The following is a 20,656-nucleotide window of genomic DNA, read 5'->3' as shown; positions in this document are numbered from 1 at the left end:
GCCCCGTGGAGTAAAGAATGTATTCAGTTCGTAGCGAATCATCAGGGATAAGTGTATTCTGTGCAACTAAAAACAGTCAAATGGAAGGCTTTCCTGATCTAACTGCAGTCTGTACAACTATATTTGCCCGAATGGGCGAAAATCCAGGTATAGAGGCAGTTTAATTGCACGAATTACAGCTAAACAGAGATTCGGCGGCATCTCCGAGGATTTAGTTGTACAGATTGCAATTAAGCCTGCTCCATTCACCCTAGTTAAAGTAATTTTCACCAGTTGACATCAGATGGGCTACTAAGCCTTCATCAACTATAAAAGGAGTGAGAATATGGCGATAGACCGCAAGCAGGTGGAGGATATTGTCCGGGCGGTAGGCGGCAAGGAGAATATCGAGGTAGCGACGCATTGTGTTACCCGGCTGAGGTTCTCGCTCTATGACGAGAGCAAGGTGGATGCGGCCGCGCTGGACCGCAATGAGCTCGTCAAAGGGCAATTCTCGTCCCAGGGGCAGTTCCAGATTGTGATTGGACCGGGAACGGTCGAAAAGGTATATGATGAGATGATTGAAATCACCGGCGGCGCCCGCTCCTCCAAGGATGAGGTGAAATCGGCCGCCGCCCGCAAGCAGAACCCGCTTCAGCGGGCGATTAAGACGCTGTCCGATATCTTCATCCCCATTCTTCCGGCTATCGTCACAGCGGGCCTGCTGCTGGGGATCAATAACCTGTTGACGGGACCGGGTATCTTCTTCAAGGACTCGCTGGTGGATGTCTATCCGCAGTGGAAGGACATTGCCGCCATTATCAACACCATTGCCAGCACGGCGTTCACCTTCCTGCCCGCGCTAATCGGTTGGGCGGCTGTGACCCGCTTCGGGGGCAGCCCGCTGCTCGGGATCGTGCTTGGTCTGATTCTGGTTCATCCGGATTTGTTAAGCGCTTACAGCTATGCCAACGCTTCTACGGAAGGAACTGTTCCGGTCTGGAACCTGTTCGGCTGGCATCTGGAGCGGATCGGTTATCAGGGGCAGGTGCTGCCGGTCCTGGTGTCGGCGTACCTCTTGGCCCGCATCGAGAAATTCCTGGATAAGAGGGTGCATGATTCCGTCAAGCTGCTGGTGGTTGCGCCGGTGACGCTGCTGATTACCGGATTCCTGGCCTTCACAATTATCGGCCCGGTGACATTCGGTATTGCCAATGCCATCACTTCAGGCCTAGTGTATATATTTGATCACTTCGCGATTCTGGGCGGCTTGATCTATGGCGGATTCTATTCTCTGCTCGTGATAACGGGGATGCACCACACCTTCCTGGCCGTTGACGTTCAGCTGATCGGCAGCGAAGGCGGCACCTTCCTGTGGCCGATGCTGGCACTCTCCAACATCGCTCAGGGGGCCGCAGCTCTGGCCATGATGTTCGTGGCCCGAGAGCAGAAGACCAAGGGTCTGGCTGTAACCTCCTCGGTCTCTGCCTTCCTCGGAGTCACGGAGCCGGCAATCTTCGGGGTGAACGTGCGCTACAAGTATCCGTTCATCTTCGGGATGATCGGTTCCGCAGCGGCCGGGATGCTGCTGACCATCAATCAGGTCCGTGCTACCTCCATCGGGGTAGGGGGCATTCCCGGCTTCCTGTCGATCTTCCCGAACCAGTGGGGTGTGTTCTTCATCGGGATGGCTATTGTACTAGTCGTGCCGTTTGGAGCTACGGTGCTGTATGGCCGCGCCGCCGTGCGGCGCGCCGCGAAGCAGGCAACGGCTGAAACACAGGTGGCGGCCGCCACGACGGACAGCAGCCGGGAGCTGAACAGCCGCAGCTCGGTTCAAGGCTCACAGGAGCCGGTCAACATTCTGGAGCTGGCATCACCTATCAGCGGAACGGCCGTGCCGCTGGAGCAGGTGCCTGATCCCGCTTTTGCCGAGAAGCAGATGGGGGAAGGAATTGCCATAGAGCCTGCCGAAGGTAAAGTGTATGCTCCGTTTGATGCGACAGTAGCCCATGTAATCAAGAGCAGGCATGCGCTGATTCTGGAGCATGCAAGCGGCGTGCAGGTGCTGATCCATGTCGGGATCAACACCGTGTCGCTCAAGGGCAGCGGGTTCACTACCCGCAAGAATATCGGTGATCAGGTCCGCGCCGGCGAGCTGCTGCTGGAATTCGACATGGAGGCTATCCGCGCCGCAGGTTACCCTCTGATTACACCGGTGATTATTCCGGCGGGGCAGGAGATGGTGGAGCGGATTGAAGAGCACAGCGGACCGGCCACTGCGAAGCAGACCTCCATTCTGACGATTCACCTCAAGGACTAAGCCGGGCCGGACAGACAGGAAGACCAGGAGAGAGAGCAGCCCTGCAGGGCTGCTCTCTCTGTAAGGAAGGCGATGAACGATGAGAGAGAATAAATTTCTGCAGATCTATGCGGAATACAGCGGGCAGATTCAGTCCGGGGAGCTGGTGCCCGGAAGCAAGCTGCCCTCCGAGAGTGAGCTGGCGGAGGCTTACAGCACTTCACGGGAGACGGTGCGCAAAGCGCTGAATCTCCTGTTCCGCGAAGGGTACATCAATAAAATCAAAGGCCGCGGCTCCTTCGTGCTCGATATCGCCCGGATGGAATTTCCGGTCACGGGGCTGATCTCCTTCCGGGAAATGTCCGAGCTGCTTGCCGTCCCCGCCCGGACGCTGGTTGAGGAGACCGTTCTGGCGCCGGCCGGTGCTTATGCGGCAACACAGCTTCAGCTTGCGGAAGACGCGCAAGTCTGGAGGGTGATCCGTGCCCGGGAGATTGCAGAGGAACGGATCATTCTGGACAAAGACTATTTTCGCGCCGACCTTGTCCCCTTTTTAAGCAAGAGTATTGCCGAGGGTTCGATCTACGACTATCTGGAGCAGGAGCTGGGGCTGAAGATCAGCTATGCCAAAAAGCAGATCACGGTGGAGCCGGTGACGGAGGAGGATCGGCGTCTGCTTGACCTGAACCAGGATACGCATATTGTCGTGGTGCGCACCTACGTCTATCTGGAGGATACTGTACTGTTCCAGTATACCGAGTCCAGACACCGGCTGGACAAATTTCAGTTCGTGGAATTCGCCAGAAGGGTAAGGCGGTAACAGGGGCCCAGTTCCATCAGGCGAAGCCGGATAATCCTTAAATTAGACTTGTCCATCCTGAAGTTAAGCTATACTATGAACAGAGCTGATAGATTATCAGTCCAGTTAATCGTTGAACTTAATCATAGGAGTGGACTGGGTGTATACTGTCGTAATATTGGATGATGAAATTCCAGCTCTGGAAATGCTCGAAAGTCTGGTGAGCCGTCATGAGAGCTTCAGAATCACAGCCACCTTCACTAGTCCGGCAGAGGCGCTTGAACAACTGCCCGGGCTGCTGCCGGATTTAATTTTTATGGATGTCGAAATGCCGCAGATGAACGGGCTGGATCTTGCCCGGAGAATCCGCGAGGTGTCGGAGCATTCCCACATTGTCTTCACCACCGGTCATACGCATTATGCCGTCCGGGCCTTCGATGTGCAGGCTATGGATTTTCTTGTGAAACCGATTACTCCAAAAGCGGTAAATCGGGTATACGAACGGCTCGCCAGACAGCAGTCCTACCAGAGAAAGCCGGAGCGTCCGGCAGCCGATACCATAGTGCCGGTTACGGCCCCAACAGTCACGGGATTCGGCCGGCTGGAGGTACGGGATGCTGCAGGAGAACTGATTCAGTTCCCGACCCGCAAAGCGGAGGAGCTGTTTGCCTATCTGCTCTGCCATCCGAACCGTGAAGCTGATAAATGGATGCTGGCCGATCTGCTCTGGCCGGATATGGACGGAGAGCGGGCATTGCGCAGCTTACATACGGCCATCTACAGAGTGAAGCGGGTGATGGAGTCCGCTGGTCTCCCCATGAGAATTATGAAAACCTCAGAGGGCTATACTCTGCATACAGAAGCTTTTGTCTATGATATTCTGCAGTACGAGCAAGCCGGACCGCTTCTGATGGGAGAGCACCCGGAGCTGGAGCAGCTGGACCGGCTGTTTGGCCTTTACAAGGGGCCGCTGCTTCATGGCAAGCCTTATGTCTGGAAAATTTCGCTGGAAGAGAAGCACCGGCTGGTGTATGAGAAAATCGGCCTGAGGCTGATCAGCCATGCAGTGTCCAGCGGGGCCTATGAGGCAGCGGAGGAACGGTTCTATGCCTGTCTTTTGGCGGATCCGCTGAATGAAGAGTTCTACCGCTTGCTGCTTGCGTTATTTCCTGACATGGAGCAGAGACAGCGTATCCAGCAGTTATATACCCGGCTGCTTGAGGATCATTCCTGAAATACAACTCAACCGAAGTGCGAAGCAGGGCGTTCACAAATTGTGCGCTCTGCTTCTTTTTTTTGCATTTCCGCTAGAACTATCGACATTTTTCGATCATTTGTGAGAATTTTGTGAGAATGATTTGGTTTTATATGTATATGCTTGCATTTCAATTACTAAGAATGGAGTGAGACAATGAAGCATAAGAAACTGCTCGCACGGTTAATGGTGCCGGCAATGATCCTGTCTATGTTTCCTGCACCCTTGGCAGTACATGCAGATTCAGCAGACTGGGGAGCTAGGGCTGCCTATGGCGGGGAAGGCGGAACTGAGCTTTTCCTGGGGGGCAAATTCATTGAACTCGGGATAAGCAACTGGGGGAATTTCGGCACGAAGGGCAATAAGCCCGCTAACTTCCGTGGTACGAATTCCAGACCGAATCTGGGAATGAGTGCCGATCATGACGGTTATGGCACAGGCAAGGACCTGCCGGTCGATTACTATTTGCCGGGCACCCCTGAAGAACGCTTCGCGGTAGGCTACCAGATCGGCGGAAATACATATGCCAAGTCTAATTCGGCGTTGATGAATATCAAGGATATGCCGACCACCGTTGTAAATACCTCGCAGACCGATAAAGGCATTCTAAGTGCGACTACGGTATCTACTTGGGCGGGCACCATGGAGATTAAGCAGGTCATCAGCTTTGAGGAGAATCAGAAGTTCTACCGCAATGATGTGACCATTACCAACCTTACCGATAACAATTGGGACGGGGCGCGGTATATGCGCACGATGGACCCGGATAATACGGTCGATCAAGGAGGTGAATATGTCACTTCTAATATTGTGACCCATACCTTCGAAGAGGACCGCGCTGCAGTCGTGAAGGCAAGTACTTTTAGTGATAATGATCCGCTGTACAAGGCCTTTGGTTCAAGAGCCCCAATCTTCTTCTATTCCAGCGATCCACGGGCTAAGGCTTCCGTCTTCGGGTTCAGCAACAATAACCCCTATGCTCCGGAGGCGTACAACAGTCCGAGGGCGAAGAACGTGGAAGTCAAGGCAGATGCGGGGATTACCATGACCTGGGATTCCGGTACGCTGGCTCCGCACGCGAGCAAGAAATTCACCTATTACACAAGTCTGGATGAGCGGGATTTCAGTGAAGTCATTTCAGACATTGAGCTGGATGAAGGCGCCAGCACCGAGCTGGTAGAAGCTAAGGCGAATGATGGTACGGTTGTCGGCAACCAGAAGGTGAAGATTGTCGGTGCGACCTTAGTTGAACCGATTGATCGAAGCCATATCCGCATTAACAACTTGCCGGAGGGGCTTGACTTCGCTGTAACCCGGCTGAGTGATACGGAGCTTAATTTCACGCTGACCGGTACGGCGGTTGAACACGGCAAGGATGCGACCACGAAGAACCTGTCCGTCACAGTCGATAAGGAGAATCTGCTGGGAATCTCCTCCGGCCTGACGACCAAGACCTTCAGTGTAACGTTCAGAGACCCTGCCACGCTTAGTGTGAACAAAGGGGTTGTATCCGAAGCCGTCTACGGCACAGGTGAGATCACCGAGACACTCGGCGTGACGTTGACTGGCGGCAAATTCGCCGAAACGGTTGGTGCAGAGGATGTGCAGATCCATGGTCTTCCAGCCGGTCTTGGCACAGAAGTGACCCGAGTCTCTGATACGGAGCTGGAGGTCAAATTCACCGGTGCAGCAACAGTGACCGGCGATGTCTATGGAGCTTATGTGACCGTAGCCTCCGGTAAGCTTGAGGGCAGTCCGGCGGATCTCAGCACGAATACCTTCAAATTCGACTTCCTGGATAAGGAACCTTATCTGGTTGTCAAGACACCGCTGCTCTATGAATCTGATCAGAATGACGGCACGATCGGGGAATCGCTTGTGCTGGAGCTGAAGAACGGTTCATTTGATGAATCAGTTGTAGATGCTATTGAAGCGGTGAATTGGCCGCCGGGACTGACACCGGGCAAGATTACGGTGGACAGCCCGAATCAGATTACGATCGCAATTGCGGGCCGCGCTTCCAGCCACAGGACGGCTGACAGCGTAGACCGGGCAGAGGTCAGTGTCGCAGGTATTCCATCGGGAACCTTTGCCATACTATTCCGCTCCCCGCCTGCAGCCATTACGGCATCTCCTGATGTGATTCATGATGCGGGTGACGGCTCCGCCGCAGAGACACTGACAGTAACCCTGCGTAACGGCACATTTACTGAAGAGGTCGATGGCGGAGTTCATGTCAATAATATGCCTGAGGGTCTAAGCTTCAATGTAGTGCGTGTAAGCGGCACTGTTCTGGAGATTCATTTCACCGGCCAGGCGGCTGGAAAATACGAGGCCTCAGCCTTTGCTTCGGTCACAATAGATCCGTCTGTTATTGTAGACGGTGTTAAGTCAGTGACCTCTAATAACGTGGATCTGCAGTTGCCAAGTGCAGGTGTGTTGCTGAAACGCGATATGGAGGCATTGACCTGGGATATGATCCGTAAGGACAATCTTGAGCAGACCTCCGTATCTACGGGATTGAATCTTCCGCTAAAAGGAACGGGCGGCAGCACGATCACATGGAAATCCACCAATGAAACGGCTGTAGCTGCTGATGGTACGGTGACAAGACCGGCATTCAATACAGGGGACCAGCCGGTTACATTGACAGCAGTGCTCAAGAATGGGACACTCGAGCTGACGAAGACCTTTGAGCTGATTGTCAAAAAACAGGCCGGCACCGACAAACAATCGGTAACCGAGGATACTTATCTGCTTACCTGGAACACGATCCGCGAGGAGAATGTGAAGCAGGAATCCGTAACCTCTGCTGTGTATTTGCCGAAGAATGGCACAAATGGCAGTACGATTTCCTGGACTTCCTCCAATGAAGGGGTTATCGGCACAGACGGTACTGTAACGGCACCTTCCTATTCAAAGGGGGACCAGACGGTAACCCTGACCGCGGTCATCCGCAAGGGAGACACGGTGCAGACTAAGGAATTCGTGCTTACGGTCACCAAGCGTCCGATATCAGACGAAGAGTCTGTAGAAGAGACCTTGGCTCAACTGAACTGGAACATGATTCGGAAAGATAACGAGAAGCAGGAGAATGTTCTGACGAATCTTGACTTAATTACGGACAACAGCAGCGGCAGCACGATCACCTGGACTTCCTCTCTGGATTCAGTTATTAGTCCGGATGGAAGCGTGAAGCGCCCTGCTCATGGTGATGGAGACCAGAAGGTTACTCTGACCGCCACAGTGACCAAAGGCGGTGTGTCCTATCAGAAAGAATTTGTAGTGACCGTTAAAGCACAGCAGGAAAGTATCGGTGATCAGCTTGATGAAGCTATGAAGCTGCTGAGAATCGGATATCAGGGACAGGATACAGCCAAGAGCGTTACGCAAGACGTTGAGCTGATTTCGAAGGGCTATTACGACACTGAGGTCGTATGGACCAGCCACCGCAGCGATATTGTCAGCAGCACCGGCGAAGTGCAGCGTCCGCTGAAGGATACAGTAGTCCGGCTGACGGCACGTGTGGCGAAGGAAGGCTTCTTCCGGGAGCAGGATTTCTACATTACTGTCAAAGGAACGGCCACAGTTGACCTTCCTCAGGATGAAGTCAGTGTCAAGATCGGGTACGCACCTGGTGATTCAGAGGAGTCTGTAACCCGTAATCTATTCTTGCCGAAGACAGGTGAGACCGGCTCAGTCCTGACCTGGACTTCGAGTAAACCGGATGTTCTCACGAATACTGGCCGGATTAAGAGACCCGGACCCGATGAAGAGGATGTGACGGTAGAGCTTACGGTCCAGCTGGCAGACCCGGACCGTCCGGGCGAGACACTGGTCAAGACCTTTACGATTGTTGTCAAAAAGCTCAGTGACCAGGAAGCGGCTGAGGAAGCAGCCAGAACTACAGGAATTAATGCGGCTGCAACCTTTGCTGAAGGAGATACCTGGGAGAGTGTAACCGAAGCCTTCTTATTGCTGCAGACCGGTAAATATGACACGAAGATTACCTGGACCTCAAGTGTGTCTTCAGTAATTGCCATCCAGCAGGATGCGGAACAGGCCAAGGGGAATGTTACTCTTCCGTCCCAGGATACGAATGTCCTTCTTACCGCAACCTTCACCCGGAATGGTAAGAGTGCGGTCAAGCAATACCTGCTGATTGTTAAGGCGAAAGGCGTGGTTAAGGAAGGGGCTGTCCGCGAGGCAACATCCAGACAAGCCGGACTGTCTACTCCGAATGACGGCAAGCCGCTGGAGCAGGGCGTAACGATCCTTAGAACGAACCTGTCAAATGGTACGAAGATTGATACCATTGTGATTGATGAGAGCGAAGTATACAACCTTGTGGAAGGCGTGAATCCGAATGATCCGGATGCAGCCAACCGCAGTGTAACTATTACACATGTGGATGATCCGGCTGCACTTGCAGATGAGATTGCCGTGGAGATTCCTTCAACAGCCGTTTCGATTCTTGCCGGACGCAAGGCTTCACTGGATATCGTAACAGCACTTGGCTCAATCCATCTGGATGCAGCCAGCCTGGCACAGCTGGATACGAGCGCTACAGACCTGTACTTCCGGATCGTACCCGTGAAGAATCTGCAGGCGAAGGCGAATGTCCAGAGCAATGCAATCCTTAATGGGACTTCCAAGCTGTCACTGGCCAGTGACAAGACACTTCAGAATCTTGGTTCACCGCGTGAAATTGAGACGAACTACAGCAAGATCAATACCAAGATTCAGCTGCCGTTGTCCGAGTTCGCGGAGCAGATTCCGCTGCAAAGCTCCGGAGTGCGCGATGCCTTCCTGAACAGCTTAAGAGTATATGTTGAGCATAGCGACGGAGAGATTGCTGTGTACACTCCAGAGATTGTGTATAATTCCGGCGGCGAGCCTGTGGCGCTGGAGATTCAGATTAACAAATTCAGCACCTTCCAGATTGTACGGATTACAGACAAGGCAGCGGAGCCGGTGAAACCAGCCGAACCCGCACCAACAGCAGCACCATCATCTGCTCCTTCCGTCAAAGGTGAGACGGTTCCTAAGACTACTGTTGAACTGACTGCAGAGCAAGTGAAGGAATTGCAGAACAAAGGCGGCGAGATTGTAGTAGAGTCTGGCCTCGGAACAGTCAGATTGGATGCCGCTGGGATCGATCTGGCAGCGGTTAGCAAGCAGCTTGGACTCCAGAATGACATGCTGGATGGCATTGTCATCAGTGCTGAACTGTCAGCCTCCGCTTCTGACAGCCTGGAGGGCTTCAAGCTTGCAGCTGCGAAGCAGAAGGTGCAGCCTGGCAATATGCTGGTGAACCTCTCCGTTAAGGCGAAGTATCAAGGTCAGACCGTACAGGTAGCCAGCCACGGCTGGGCGAAATATACGATTCAAGTACCGCAAGACATGAAGATTACCACTGGCGTACTATACCGGGATGGTAAAATCTATCATCAGCCAACTTATGTAACCATCACAGATGGACGTTACTACGCTACGATCAACAGCCTTGAAAGCGGCGATTTCGGTCTGATCTGGAATCCGCTCGAATTCGCGGATGTGGCGAAGCACTGGAGCAAGCCGCATGTGAATGATATGGGCTCAAGACTGGTAGTCAGCGGAACGAAGGCAGATGTCTTTGAACCGCAGCGGGCAATCACACGGGCAGAATTCACAGCGATGCTGGCCAGAGCGCTTGGTATTGTTACGCATGGGGAGCAGCCGGTTTCATTCAGCGATGTTACCGCAGGCGGATGGTACGCGCTTGAGCTTCAGGTCGCACTAGAGAATGCCCTGATCACCGGGTATCCGGACGGAACCTTCAGACCAGGCAACAACATCTCCAGACAGGAAGCGATGGCGATTGTCAGCAGAGCGATGAGCATCACAGAGCTGAAATCTTCGCGCAGCGAAGAGCAGGTTCAGCAGCTGCTGAAGTCCTTTGCCGATTCCGCATCGGTAGCGGGCTGGGCGGTTGCTAATGTGAAGCTGAATCTGTCGGCCGGCATTATTCAGGGCAGAGACGAGCAGCGTCTTGCGCCGAACGAGAATATTACCCGTGCCGAAGCATCAGCGGCGATCCGCAGATTGCTGATTCAATCGAATTTGATTAATCCTTAAGTACAAGCATCACGTAAGGAATTGATAAGCAAGACCAGAGCCGTCCTTCAAGCCAGACTCATGGCTGAGGGCGGCTTTTTGCTGTGCAGAGAAGCTCTGTTTCAAAGTTTGCGGCCTGTGATCAAACTCAGCAAAAAATGTCCACCCGCGTTAGCAAAATGGCGAGCAAACGGTGCTTATTTCCAGTACAATCGGATGTATGCGGGAATTGTACATTTTTTCGGGGGAAGATCTTTAGTATGCGCATAGGAAAGACCCATCGGGGCCTGTACAATAACACTAGTGATTGTAAACGCTTGCTTTGATTTCAGAGGGAGGGTACGATGCATTCCATGAATTACCGTAATCCCGTAATCGCCGGATATTATCCTGACCCCAGCGTCGTCCGGGTTGGTGAAGATTTCTATCTCATTAACAGCTCATTTGAATATTTCCCGGGCGTGCCGATCTTCCACAGTAAGGATCTGATCCACTGGACTTCGCTCGGGCATGTGCTGAACCGGCCGTCCCAGCTGGATCTGCGGACGACGAAGAGCTCGTCGGGTATCTACGCGGCGACGATCCGTTATCATGACGGGCGCTTCTACATGATTACAACCGATGTGCGGGGAATCGGCAACTTCTTCGTCACCGCCGACAAGCCGGAAGGGCCCTGGAGTGATCCGGTTCTGCTGCCCCACGGTGGGATTGACCCTTCTCTGTTCTTTGACGATGACGGACGCGCCTATGTCACAGTGCAGAACGGTGCAGGCTATGAATCGCATATTATTCAATATGAGATTGATCCGGTGTCAGGCGAAGTGCTGACGGATCCGGTCAACATCTGGAGCGGGGATGACGGCCCGTGGGTTGAAGGCCCTCATCTGTACAAGATCAAGGGTGTCTACTACCTGATGACCGCCTCCGGCGGCACAGCCGGCGATCACCGCGAGATTATTGCCCGCGGCAGCAGCCCATACGGCCCCTTTGAGGACAAGCCGGAGCCGATCCTGACCCACCGGGGACTGAAGGACCACCCGGTCCAGTGCCTTGGACATGCCGATCTGGTGGAGGATACGTCCGGACAGTGGTGGGCGGTATTCCTGGCCATGCGCCCGGTAGAAGGCCGTTATTCCCCGCTGGGCCGGGAGACCTTCCTGGCTCCGGTCACCTGGACGGAGGACGGCTGGCCGATGATTGATAACAATGAAGGCACCGTCATTGCTGCTGAGGAGTCCAGCCTGGACAGCCAGGTGGTGCGCCTTACGCCGGAGAACGGCTTCGGGCTGGAATGGGCATTTCTCCGCGCCTATGAGGCGCAGCGCTATTCCTGGACGGAGCGCGAGGGAAGCCTCACCGTGCACGGGAATGCCTACACGCTGGACGATGAAGCGCCCGCCGTGTTCGCGTGCCTCCGCCAGCAGCATCACCGGATGGAGACAGGCGTCAGCCTTGACTTCATGCCGATGACCGAAGGCGAGCATGCGGGGCTGGCTGCGCGACTGAACAACCGTGGCTATCTCTTCTGGGGACTGGCCTGCCGTGACGGCCGCCGGGTGATGGAGCTTGCCGTTAAGAACGGGGAAGACCGGCAAGTTCACCAGTATGAGGTGGACGGTCAAGGCCCCGTTCAGCTTCGCCTCCGCTGCGATGGCCATCATTACCACTGCTCCTACTCGGCAGATGGGGTGTCCTGGCAAGAAGTCCCGGAGACGGTTCATGTATCCGTCCTGTCCCCGGAGGTCAACGGCGGCTTCACCGGCGTCTGCCTCGGGCTGCACGCCTCGGGTAACGGCACAGAGAACGCCAGCCCTGCTTATTATGAAGGATTCTATTATTCCAATACCAAAGGAGATGCCTTATGAACCAGCAACACCCACCTAAGCCTCATCAACCGATCGTAACTCACATCTATACTGCGGACCCGTCCGCTCATGTCTATGAAGGCAAAATCTATATCTATCCTTCCCACGATCTAGACCATGATGAACCCAGCAATGATAACGGCGACCAGTACAAGATGGAAGACTATCATGTCCTCTCGATGGACAGCTTCGATTCCCCGGTAGTTGATCATGGTGAAGCGCTGCATCTGAGAGATATTCCTTGGGCCTCCAAGCAGCTCTGGGCACCGGACGCCGCTTATAAGAATAACACCTACTATCTGTTCTTCCCGGCCCGCGACCATGACGGCATCTTCCGCCTGGGAGTGGCTACCTCGGAGTCTCCGGCAGGCCCGTTCACGCCGCAGCCGAACTATATGGAAGGCAGCTTCAGTATCGACCCGGCCGTACTGGTGGATGACGACAACCAGGCGTATATCTACTTCGGCGGACTCTGGGGCGGCCAGCTGGAGAAATGGCAGACCGGCAGCTTCGTAGCGGACGCCGAAGGACCGGCTCCTGACCAGCCGGCGCTTGGACCGCAAGTCGCACTGCTTAGCGACGACATGCTGTCCTTCCAGGGCAAGCCTGCCGAGATCTCGATTGTCGATGAAGACGGCAACCCGATTCTGGCCGGGGACGAGGAACGCAGATATTTTGAAGGCCCGTGGATGCATAAATATAACGGCGATTACTACCTGTCCTACTCGACAGGAACCACGCATAAGCTTGTGTATGCAGTCGGCAAGAACCCGATGGGACCGTTCACGTTCAAGGGCGAGATCCTGTCACCGGTCATCGGCTGGACGACTCACCACTCGATCGTACAGGTTGAAGACAAGTGGTATCTGTTCTACCACGACAGCTCCTTGTCCGAAGGCGTCAACCACAAGCGCTGCGTGAAGTATTGCGAACTGAAATACAACGAAGACGGCACGATCCAGAAGATCAATCCTTATCCGGATGCGGAGTAAGCTGGCGGATAGATTAGCAGAGTAGATAGGGATAATAGATGAGGCTTAACATGAGGCAGCTCCTGACGGGGCTGCTTTTTTGGCGTGGCAAGGGTGAGGAGGGCAGATGTAATCGGAAAATCGATTACATTGAGCAGGTGCGGGGAGTATGAGGCGGATGTAATCGAAAAACCGATTACAATGTGCAGGTGTGAGGGGAGTGTGGCGAGATGTAATCGGAAAACCGATTACATCGCTCAGTAGCGGGGTGCGTGGGCCGAATGTAGTCGAAAAACCGATTACAATGAGCTGGAGCGGGGGGATGAGCCGGATGTAGTCGAAAAACCGATTACATTGAACGAGCGCGGGGGCTTAAGGCGTGAAGAGATGTTAGTCGGGTCCGGCGATAAGGGATACAGTTGGATTTTCTCCACTTGCTGCTTGAGGAATGGGGCGTTTCAGATCATTAGTTGGAAAAATGGCACTTAATTCCTGCTAATGCTCCCCAAACAGCGAAAGTGCCAATTTTAGTTGTTATTTTTCCACTTGTTTCCTGAAATCTGTCCGAAAACGGAAAATTAAGATACGTTTGTCCACTTGTTTTCCGCAAGACCTGCGGTTGGAGGGTAGTAGGTGGAGCAGAGCAGCAGAGGAAGAGGCATAGGGTAGCAATCAGCAGACAGTATGAGGAAGAGGCATAGGTAGTAATCAGCAGAGTAACTAGTCAGCACAGCCAGCCACTAATAGAGTAAGTAGCCAACAGAGTTAGCAACCAATAGAGTCATCCACCAATAGAGTTGTCCACCAATAGAGCAACCAGCCAGCAGAGCCACCCCTCATCTCCCATTACGCAGACGCCCACTACACTTCCGGACCTGCAACAACATACTTTTCCTTTAATTTGACCAGCAAATCTTTAATTTAGCTTCTAGTAGTCTCCACACGAGCTGCTATATAGTAACGTTGATAACTATCACCCAGAAGGAAGATTCAGCCAGTTGTTATGAATGCGTTCTCATTAATCCAAAGAATGAGGAGAGTGAATCATGGTAGATACATCCAGGACAAACAGAATTCGTAAGCTGACTTCAGCGGTATTAGGCGCAGCACTGCTGGTGACCCTGCTGCCGCAGACGGCGATGGCCGGAGACACCTGGCCGTTCAAGGGCGAAAGCGCACACGGGGCCAATCAGCCAAGTGTACACGGCTATACCAGCCAGCACATTGCAGACTGGAGTCCAGAGCGAGATCAGGACGCGGCGCTGCTGCGCTCCCGGGTTCCGCTGCAGCAGCGGATTGCCCCTTTCCAGCAGACCCAGGCCAATCCGGCGCTGAACCCGGCGGTGCAGATGATGAATGTGGCGGGCGATTACGGCAATGCTTTTATTGAGAATGCCCCGTACACCAACAAGTTCGCGCAATACCACTTCAACTTCTGGCAGTACATTGACTATTATTCCTACTGGCATGGAACAGCAACAGCGTATACACCGCCGGAATACTACGACGATCTGGCCCAGTCCGACTGGCAGCAGAAATGGTTCGAGTTCGGGATGCTGAACATTCCTAATCCTACCTATACGGATGCCGCGCACAAGAACGGGGTGCTGTCGCTGGCCGGGGTGTTCTTCTCGAACAATGACCGCGGGCAGCAGACGTATAAGCAGATGATCGTGAAGGACGCGAACGGGAAGTTCCCGGTGGCTGAGAAAATGATTGAAATGGCTGAATATTTCGGGTACGACGGGTATTTCATCAATCAGGAGGAGCAGAACCCGAATGTGGCGACGGCGGATATTCCGGATTATATTGCCTTCATGAAGGTGCTTCAGGAGGGTGGCCTGTATGTGCAGTGGTATGATTCTCTGAATACCGCCACAGGCTCCAATACCTTCGCCAGAACCTTCAATAATAATAATATTTCGATGCTCTATGATAAAGCGGCGGGCAAGCCGGTCTCGAATTCGTTCTTCTTCGATTACGGCATGGGCAGCTCACAGATCACTTCGGCTGCCAATTATCTGAATACCTTCAATGCGGCTCAGGGGACAAGCTACAATCTCTTTGAGAACAGCTTCGCAGGCCTTGAAGCCGGCCGCGACCGCTTCAAGAGCGTGCAGGGCTCAGCGCTGAGCAGCAAGCTGTCCGGGGGAATTCCACGAACCAGCCTGGCAACGCTAGGTGCAGACTTCGTTCATGCCGGCCTGGATGAGGATATGAATCAATCCTGGCCGGTCTCGAAGCGCACGGATAACAAATACCAATGGATGACGAACCTGCGCGAGCAGCTATGGTGGTCAGGGCCGCAGGTGAATCCGAAGAATACAGCGGTATCCTCCTCCAACACGGCAGCCGACGTATATGCAGATAACCGTTACTGGCCGGGGATCGCTTCAGTCATTGCCGAGCGCTCGGTGGTGAAGGATTCCAACTTCTATACCAGCTTCAATACAGGCCATGGCCTTGCTTATTACAAGAACGGAGTGTTATCCAGTGCAGCGGAGTGGTCGAATATGAGCCTGCAGGATGTTCCGGTCACCTGGCAATGGTGGCAGGATACTACAGGCAACCGCCTGAATGTGGACTTCGATTATGGTCCGGGTTATGACCAGACCGCCAATACGCGCATGAATTACCAGCAGCTTGGCGGTTATGACGGCGGCAGCTCACTGGCGGTAAGCGGGAATCTGAACAGCGAGAACTTCCTGCGTCTCTACAAGAGCAGTCTTGCCGTGAAGGCCAATTCCAAGCTGTCCGTCGTATACAACAAGCCGTCGGCAGACGATGCCTCTGTGCTGAGCGCAGGGCTCATCTTCCGCGACAACCCGAATCAAGTGGTGAAGGTTCCTGTTGCAAACAGCGGCAAGAAGACAACGGGCTGGACCACGGCCGAGCTGAACCTCGGCGCATATGCCGGACGGGAGATTGCCGCCTTCGGCCTGGTGTTCACCCCCGGATCGGGTGCAATTCCGAAATACCAGATCAACATTGGCCAGCTGCGCATTCATGACGGCTCGGCGGTCAAGCCAGCGGCTCCTGCCGGTCTGTCCATTGCTCAGGCCCTGTCCGGCACGGATGAGATGATCGTGAAATGGAGTATGGATACCGATTACAGCAAGGTGAAGCAATACAATGTATACGTGAATGATATCTTCATGGGCGGGAAATATGATGAGTCCTTCTATATTAAGAAGCTTCCGGCTAAATCCGGTATTCTGAAGGTGGCGGCTGTTGGAGCCGATGGACTGGAAGGCGATGCGGCTACGCTGCCGTTTGACCTGAATAATGCGGTGTCCAAAGTTACTGCCGAGTCTGCAGCGAATGGAGACTTCCTGGTGAAGTGGACCAATCCCGCCGCCGCTCAGGGCAATATTAAGGTTACAGTGAAGTCGGTGAACTGGACGACCACGCCGCAGCCGGTATCCAGAGAGTTAACTGTGCCGCAGGGTGCGGCCTCAGTGCTGTTCCAGAATATGCCGGTCAACGGAGATGAGTACACAGTAACCGTTCAGGCCGGAAATACCGATAAAATAACCTATAACGGAACGTTCACCGACAAGGTGTCCGAGCCTTATGCAGAGAACTGGTCCTGGAACGGCAATACGCTGAACCTGCCGATGCCTAGTACCCGTGACTGGCGGTATATGTACATTAACGAAGACGGACAGAGCCGGTCGTTCCCGGTCACCTATATCTCCGGTGCTGCGGGCATGAAGCCGATGATTATCCGCGGCCGCACGACTAAGGCTGCACTGAGCTTCACCTCTACCGCAGCAGTAGTTACAGTGGTCATGGAGGATTACAGCGGCAACAAGTCACAGCCTGTATACCTTAGAGGCCAGCCAACGCCGTAAGGCGCAGGCAGGGAATAGATACAGCCAATTCTGCACAACATACACAAAGCGCTCACCTCCTGCCACCATTCGCAGGGGGGAGCGCTTCTTGTGTAAAGGAGGTGAATGATGCGAAGCCTTTCGCTGTACCGCAAATATTTTAAAGACAATATGTTTCTGCGCTTCACGCTGATCGTGTCCTGTATCTTCATAGCTACCATTATCGCCTTCTCTTATCTGGTGCTGCTGTTGATCTCGGATTCGGCGGTGCAGCGCCAGATGGATATCCAGCGCAAGAGTATGGAGAGCGTCAGCAATTATGTGGAGAACAAATATCAGTCCGTCCAGGACATGCTCCGTGATGTGTACCGGGACGCGAGTCTGGCCAGTAATACGACCTTCCTGCTGGAGAATCCGTTAAGCGATTATATCGAGCACCGGCTGGACCGCTTCCTGCTGGGAGAACAGTCTACCTCGAACGCCATCCAGTATTTCCAGAACAAGATTGACGATGATCCCGATATCCGCGGCCTGATCCTGTACAGCGCCAACCAGCAGGTGATGTATTATTACGACAACCGCAGGCAGTTCGAGCGGATCTCGACCAATGCGGCGCATTCTTTTGTCCCGGATTCAATGGTTCTGGGGGAGGAGAGTGTCGTCTCGGTTCCGAATATCTGGGTGCTGAAAAGCATCGGTATGCCGGCAGCCCCGCTGTTCTCGGTGAAGCTGCCCATCAACAATAAATCCTCGCTGCTCAATATCGGCCAGCTGCTGGTCTACTTCGACTCCGAGGCGATCTGGCAGGCGATGAGTAATTATAAGGAGGATTTCAAGGGCGATATCCTCGTGCTCTCGGCCCAGAATGAAGTGATCTTCGATTCATCGGGTAAGGGGTACGGCCGGAAGCTGCCGAAGCTGCAGGGACTGAACGCCGGCGAGGAGGTTACCGTGGATGGAATGGTCGTCACCAGTCAGACCCAGAGCCAGGCCGGGTATACGGTAGTCAGTATGATCTCGAAAAAAGAGCTGGCCGAGACCTACAGCAGTGCACAGAGCACCATCCTATCCATCGCCCTCGTCTGCATTCTGTTTGCCGTGCTGCTGCCGGCGATGTTCATTTCTAATTTTGCCAAACGGACCCACCGTATTATCCGCTTCACCCGCAAGGTGAAGAACGGGGATCTGAACACCCGGATTGTGGACAGCAAGGAAGATGAATTAGGCCAGATTGCCAAAAGCTTCAACAGCATGTTAGATGAACTCAACCAGTATATTGACCAGGTCTATAAGGCGGAAATCAAACAGAAGCATACGGAGATTGCTACCCTGGAAGCCAGGGTGAATCCGCATTTTCTGTATAATACATTGGAAGTAATCCGGATGCGGGCCATCTCAAGCGGAGCGAAGGATGTGGGCGAGATGATCTACAGCCTCTCGATGCTGTTCAAGTCATATGTCCGTCCGAAGCTGAAATATACGTTCAAGGATGAGCTGGAGGCTTGCCGCCTGTACCTGGAGCTCTTCCGCATCCGGTACAAGGACAGGTTCTCTTATGTGATTGAATGCAATCCGGAGCTGGAGGAGCTTCCTGTACTCAAAATGTCGCTGCAGCCGGTCATCGAGAACTATGTGCTGCATGGCATGCGGACCGGGCAGTCGGATAATGAGATCCGCATCGGGATCACAGCGGAGCCGGAGAACATCCGGGCGTCCGTTACGGATAACGGCAAGGGAATCCCGGAGAAGCGCCTGGCGCAGCTCCGCGAGGCACTGGAGAAGCAAGGCGAGCTATCCGGGTCCGAGTCGTTCGGGCTGCGCAGCATTCATGAGCGGCTGAGACTGATGTACGGCCAGCCTTACGGGGTTGAGCTGGATAGTGAGGAAGGCTCGGGAACAAAGGTTACGATTACTTTTCCCTACCCGCTGAAGGAGGAGAACGCAGATGTATAAGGTGTTTATTGTGGATGATGAGCCGTTCATTCTGAGCGGCCTGCACGATATATTGGACTGGGAGCAGCTTGACCTCACGATTGTAGGGCAGGCGGAGAACGGGCAGGAGGCGCTGGAGCAGCTGCGGGAGAACCCCGCCGATATTCTGATTACCGACATCTCCATGCCGGTAATGACAGGCCTTGAGCTGATCCGCGCTGTCCGCGAATTCCGCCCGGACATGAAGGTGGTCGTGCTGAGCGGCTTCGATGAATTCATGTATGTGAAGGAAGGCCTGTCGCTCGGGATTGAGAACTATCTGCTGAAGCCGATTAATCTGGAGGAGTTCCAGCGGACGCTGGAGACGATTGTGGAGAAGCTGAATGTCACCAGGCTGGATGCGGAGTGGTGGGAATATACGAATTCAGTGCTGAAGGATAATGTGCTGCTGCGCTGGCTGCGGGGGCAGATTGATCCCAAGGAGCGCTCCGAGCGGCTGAATCTGGTTGGCCTGCCGCTTACCAGCCGTTATGTGCAGGTGGCCCTGCTTCAGGTGGAGCCGGCCACGGAGGCTTTCAGGCAAAGGGTGGCCGGTCTGACCGGTGCAGAGGCATCATTCTTCATGTTCTGGGATTCGGACAATGATCTGGTGCTGATACATAACTATGAAGAAGCCTCCGCCGGAGCGGCAGAGATGTCCGTCATGCTGGAGGAGATCACCGGCCTGTGCACCGGCGGGGAGCGGCTGCGGGTGGCCGTAGGCGAAAGAGTCGACGGCATTGACGCCGCGCCGTCAAGCTATGAGCAGGCGAAGCAGGCGCAGGAATTCCTGGAGATCCATCCGGAGCAGAGCATTATCTATTATGAGCAGCTCAAGGACCGGAAGGAGGATCTGCAGGCGGTGCTGCCGGAGGACTGGAGCGAATATGCCAAGCTCATTATGGCCAAGAACCTGGAAGGGCTGTCGGAGAAGCTGGAGCTCTATTTCTCAGCTCCGGGCATGGAAGGGTTAACCCCCGGACTGCTGGAGGAGATGTCGCTGGAATGGATTCTGTTCTTCCGGGTGCTGATCAAGGATATCCGCAGTGAAACCGAGCGCGAATGCATCACTGAAGGGCTGACGGCCATCCGCAGAGCGAATTCGCTGCCCGGATTGTCCGCTGCGCTCCGGCAGACGGCTGCCGGGATCATTGGGCTCTTGGACCGTGAGCTGAAGAGTCCGGTAGTGAACCAGGTGCTGAATTATATTGAGAAATCATACAGTGAGGACCTGTCCCTGAAGAAGCTGGGCTTCATGTTCAATATTCATCCGGTATATCTGGGTCAGCTGTTCCATAAGACGACCGGCGAATCCTTTGCGGAGTATATGAACCGTTACCGGATTGATAAGGCCAAGGAACAGCTCCGCTCGACGAACCTGAAGGTGCATGAAATCGCAAGGAATGTGGGATACTGGGAAATGGGTTACTTCTACAAGCAATTCAAGAAATATGTGGGCATTTCACCGACGGAATTCAAGGGGCTGCTGTGAGGCAGCCCTCTTGTGAATTACAGGAACAGAACATTACAGCCCTTGTAAAAGATCAACAACCTGCCTTTGCGGGTCAGCTTATTTTCTTTATTT

Annotated in this window: 9 protein-coding genes; all 9 read left to right on the top strand. The window is 53.9% G+C overall.

Annotated features, from left to right (window positions below; genetic code table 11):
• Positions 1–325: 325 nt before the first annotated feature.
• A complete protein-coding gene (gene treP, locus K1558_RS05470; RefSeq protein WP_238650381.1) occupies positions 326–2,302 on the top strand; it encodes a PTS system trehalose-specific EIIBC component in 1,977 nt (658 codons plus the stop codon).
• Between the two features lie 79 nt (positions 2,303–2,381).
• Complete coding sequence (treR, locus tag K1558_RS05465) at positions 2,382–3,101, top strand: trehalose operon repressor (RefSeq protein ID WP_238650380.1); 720 nt, start codon at positions 2,382–2,384, stop codon at positions 3,099–3,101.
• A 139-nt stretch (positions 3,102–3,240) separates the two neighbouring features.
• A complete protein-coding gene (locus K1558_RS05460) occupies positions 3,241–4,314 on the top strand; it encodes a response regulator (protein WP_238650379.1) in 1,074 nt (357 codons plus the stop codon).
• Positions 4,315–4,491: 177 nt separating this feature from the next.
• Positions 4,492–10,452, top strand: coding sequence for an S-layer homology domain-containing protein (locus K1558_RS05455; protein ID WP_238650378.1), 5,961 nt, complete (start codon positions 4,492–4,494; stop codon positions 10,450–10,452).
• Positions 10,453–10,775: 323 nt separating this feature from the next.
• On the top strand, positions 10,776–12,296 hold the full coding sequence (locus tag K1558_RS05450; RefSeq protein WP_238650377.1) for a glycoside hydrolase family 43 protein: 1,521 nt from the start codon (positions 10,776–10,778) through the stop codon (positions 12,294–12,296).
• Positions 12,293–13,288, top strand: coding sequence for a glycoside hydrolase family 43 protein (locus K1558_RS05445; RefSeq protein WP_238650376.1), 996 nt, complete (start codon positions 12,293–12,295; stop codon positions 13,286–13,288). The genes K1558_RS05450 and K1558_RS05445 overlap by 4 nt, the downstream gene beginning before the upstream one ends.
• Before the next feature lie 1,025 nt (positions 13,289–14,313).
• On the top strand, positions 14,314–17,121 hold the full coding sequence (locus tag K1558_RS05440) for an endo-beta-N-acetylglucosaminidase (RefSeq protein WP_238650375.1): 2,808 nt from the start codon (positions 14,314–14,316) through the stop codon (positions 17,119–17,121).
• A 105-nt stretch (positions 17,122–17,226) separates the two neighbouring features.
• Entirely contained in the window at positions 17,227–19,053 is a 1,827-nt protein-coding gene (locus K1558_RS05435; protein ID WP_238650374.1) for a sensor histidine kinase, read from the top strand.
• Complete coding sequence (locus K1558_RS05430) at positions 19,046–20,563, top strand: response regulator transcription factor (RefSeq protein WP_238650373.1); 1,518 nt, start codon at positions 19,046–19,048, stop codon at positions 20,561–20,563. Before K1558_RS05435 ends, K1558_RS05430 begins: the two co-directional genes overlap by 8 nt.
• Positions 20,564–20,656: the final 93 nt, after the last annotated feature.

The sequence above is a fragment of the Paenibacillus piscarius genome (assembly GCF_022234545.1).
In the GTDB taxonomy this organism is placed as follows: Bacteria; Bacillota; Bacilli; order Paenibacillales; family Paenibacillaceae; genus Paenibacillus_AQ; species Paenibacillus_AQ piscarius.
Note: the sequence above shows the minus strand (reverse complement) of the source record. Positions and strands in the feature narration are given on the sequence as shown.